The sequence below is a fragment of the Corallococcus llansteffanensis genome (assembly GCF_003612055.1).
Lineage (GTDB): Bacteria > Myxococcota > Myxococcia > Myxococcales > Myxococcaceae > Corallococcus > Corallococcus llansteffanensis.
In genome coordinates, this window is record NZ_RAWB01000824.1 from 1 (window position 1) to 3,274 (window position 3,274).

4 protein-coding genes are annotated in these 3,274 nt (G+C 70.1%); 1 reads left to right on the forward strand and 3 read right to left on the reverse strand.

Annotation, left to right across the window (positions count from 1 at the left end; genetic code table 11):
- On the forward strand, positions 1-710 hold a 710-nt coding region (locus tag D7V93_RS40750), incomplete at its 5' end, for a tetratricopeptide repeat protein (RefSeq protein ID WP_120648388.1).
- Here D7V93_RS40750 and D7V93_RS40755 read toward each other — a convergent pair.
- The 3 genes from D7V93_RS40755 to D7V93_RS45520 form a co-directional block, all read right to left on the reverse strand.
- Complete coding sequence (locus tag D7V93_RS40755; RefSeq protein ID WP_120648389.1) at positions 707-1,474, reverse strand: ABC transporter permease; 768 nt, start codon at positions 1,472-1,474, stop codon at positions 707-709. The genes D7V93_RS40750 and D7V93_RS40755 overlap by 4 nt on opposite strands.
- A complete protein-coding gene (locus D7V93_RS40760) occupies positions 1,471-2,451 on the reverse strand; it encodes an ABC transporter ATP-binding protein (RefSeq protein WP_120648390.1) in 981 nt (326 codons plus the stop codon). The genes D7V93_RS40755 and D7V93_RS40760 overlap by 4 nt, the downstream gene beginning before the upstream one ends.
- Positions 2,432-3,274: tetratricopeptide repeat protein (locus D7V93_RS45520; RefSeq protein ID WP_158623973.1), on the reverse strand; the 843-nt coding region annotated here is incomplete at its 5' end. The genes D7V93_RS45520 and D7V93_RS40760, both read right to left, overlap by 20 nt.

Consider the following 3,274-nt stretch of genomic DNA (forward strand, 5'->3'; position numbering starts at 1 on the left):
CGCTCCAGGCGCGCGGCGTGAACGCGTACGCGGAGCGCTACCTGTACCTGGCGTCGGTGGGCTTCGTCCTGCTGCTGGCCCTGGGGCTGCGCTGGCTGCGGGTGCGCTGGCCCCAGCAGGCGCGGCCCGTGGGGCTCCTGTCCGGGGGCGTGCTGGCGGCCTTTGCCCTGCTGACGCTGGCCTACGTGCCGGCGTGGCATGACGACCTGACGCTGTGGACCTACGTGCAGGAGACGGTGGTGCCGCAGCCCCTCATCCACTCCAAGCTGGGTGACGTGCACCTCAACGCCGGACGGCTGGACGAAGCCATTCCCCACCTGGAGCTCGCGGCCCGCGCCCTCCCCAGGGAGTTCCGCGTCCACAACAACCTGGCGGTGGCGTACGCGAAGACGGGCCGGCTGGCGGATGCGCGGCAGGAGCTGGAGCGCACCGTGCGCCTGATGCCGGACAACCCGGTGGCGTGGCACAACCTGGGGCTCGTGTCCCGCAGGGAGGGCCACCTGGACGATGCGATTGCCCGCTTCCGCGAGGCGCTCCGTCGCGCCCCGAAGCGCGCGGACTCGCACCTGGAGCTGGGGCGCACGCTGTTGCAGGCCGGGCACCCGGACGAAGCGGTGGTCGCGCTGGAGGAAGCGCTGCGGTGGTCTCCCGGTCTGGAAGCCGCCCGGCGCTCGCTGGTCGCGGCGCGGGCGGCGGCCCAGGGGCCCTAGCGGAAGTCGCGCCGCTCGAAGATGAAGATGGCCAGCGTCGTGAGCACCAGCGTCCACGCCAGGCTGTAGCCCACGCCGGAGAGGAACGTGGACGCGTCCACCGGCAGCGCGTACGTGGCCTGCGGCCGGAAGTTCACCCGCTCCAGGTTGGGCAGCAGGTAGTAGATGGCCTTGCCCACCGCGCGCATCGCGACGCTCTCCGAGCGGCTGGCGAGCTGGTACAGGTCCCCCGTCAGGTGCCCGGTGAAGTACATGCCCGTGGTGGCGATGGCGGACACCGCCGGCCCCGCGAAGCTGGAGAACAAGATGCCCACGCTGCTGATGATGAGCAGCTCGAACCACAGCCCCGCGCTCGCCAGGAGCTGCGTCTGGGTGATCTCCGCGCCGAAGAGCAGCAGCTGACTCAGGAACACGAGCGTCATCGCCACCAGCAGCACGCCCAGCGTGAGCATCGTGCCCGCCAGCCGCGCCAGCAGGAACTGCCGGCGGGACACGGGCTTGCTCACCACCAGGAAGATGGTGCGCCGTTCAATCTCCCGGCTCAGCAGGCTGCTGGACAGGAAGATGGCGAGGAAGACGAGGATGATGCTCATCATCCCCAGGCCGAAGTCCGTCAGCACGCGGTCGAAGGTCGCGACCGTCACCTCCGTCACCAGCGTGGACGACAGCAGCACCACCGCGGCGAAGACGCCCACCACCACCGTCACCCGATTGCGGCGCGCCTCGCGAAAGCCATTCCACATCATCGCCGTGAAGGCGCTCACGTGTTGATCTCCCCACCCACGCTGGTCGCGCGGCCTGATTCCTTGAGCGTGTTCATGAACAGCTGCTCCAGCGAGAAGCGCGCCGGCTGCATCCGGTTCACCCGTCCGCCCGCGCCCAGCACCCCGCCCAGCAACCGCTGACTGTCCACGTCCGCCACCTGCAACATCACGCGCCCGTCGAGTGCCTGCACCGACTCCAGCGGGATGCCCAGCCCCCGCACGTCCTCCGGCTTCATCCCCTCCACCACCATCTCCACCGTGGGCACCTGCGCGGACACCAGCTCCTGCACGCTGCCCTCGCGCACCCGCCGGCCGCCCACCAGCACGGCCAGCCGGTCGCACAGCGCCTCCACGTCCGGGATGATGTGGCTGCAGAACAGCACCGTGGTGCCCTTGTCCCGCTCGGCGAGGATGAGGTCGCGCATCTGCCGGCGGCCCAGCGGATCCAGGCCGCTCGTGGGCTCGTCCAGGATGAGCAGCTTCGGGCGGCCCACCAGCGCCTGGGCCAGCGCCACGCGCTGCACCATGCCCTTGGAGTAGCGGCGGATCTGCAGCTTCTCCGCGCCCGCCATCTCCACCGCGCCCATCACCTCCGTGACGCGTCCGTCCAGCTCGTGGCCGCTCAGCCCGGCGAGCTGCCCCGCCAGCGTCACGAACTCCCGGCCCGTGAGGTACTCGTACGGCGCGGGGTTCTCCGGCAGGAAGCCCACCAGCCGCCGCGTGGCCGCGTCCTCCACCGGCTGCCCGAAGAGCCGCGCGGTGCCGCCGCTCGGGCGCACCAGGTTCATCAGGATCTTGATGGTCGTGGACTTGCCCGCGCCGTTGGGCCCGAGCAGCCCGTAGATCTGCCCGGTGTCCACCTGGAGGTCCAGGGACTGCAGGGCCCGCACGGTGCGGTTGAACCAGAAGCCCACCTTGTACGTCTTGGCGAGCCCCTGGGCCTGGATGGGCGGGGCGTCAGGGCTGGGATTCGTCATGGGTGGTGACTCGGGGCTTGGGGACCAGGCGCTCACCGTCGTCGGTGCGCTCGTCGGTGATGAGTTCCATGCGGAAGCGGACGGCGTCGGAGTAGGCCCGGCCATCCTCGCCCAGGTACAGGTGGCCCCCCAGCGGATCATCGGGGAGCCGGGGCAGGTCGCCGGAGGCGACCAGCACGGGCAGGGACGCCGGCAGGTGTCCTTCGCGGGCGCGGTAGCGCTGGAGGGCGTCATCCACCGTGCGCAACATGCGCTCCTGGAGGATCTCCCGCACGCGCACCTCGTAGAACTCGCGCGTCTCCGGATCGTCCGAACCGTCGCGCAGCGCCATGCTGAGCGACAGGCCGCTGTCGAAGTCACCGGACTGCGCATACAGGCGCGTGGCGAGCGCCACGTACCACGAGGGCGCGTCGGGACGCTGGGACAGCCTCTGGATGATGTCCGCCGCTTCCTTGTACTTCTTCTCGAAGAACATCAGGTTGTACGCGAGCTGGAAGGCGATCCGCTGGTTGTCGGGCAGGTTCTGGGTCCCCTTGCGCAACAGGGCCGAAGACTCCGCGACGTTGGTGTACTCGCCCTTGCCCAGGTGGACCGGGATCGTGATGCCGCCGTACAGGTATGCCTGGGGGAAGTGCGGATCCAGGTCCGTGACGAGGTCCGCGTAGTCATACACGGTGCGGTACTCCTCGGGCCTCGCCGCGCTCCCGATGCGGTTGAGCGTCAGCACCCAGAAGTAGTCGGTGACCAGCCCCAGCTGCGCGCGGAAGAGCGTCTTCAGCAAGCCGGGGCGGGGCAGGAGGGCGCCGCCTCCCTGCCTGTGCAC

Excerpts from the sequence above, each read along its gene's own strand:
- D7V93_RS40760 (WP_120648390.1), bottom strand. The coding sequence starts at position 2,451 with ATGACGAATCCCAGCCCTGACGCCCCGCCCATCCAGGCCCAGGGGCTC.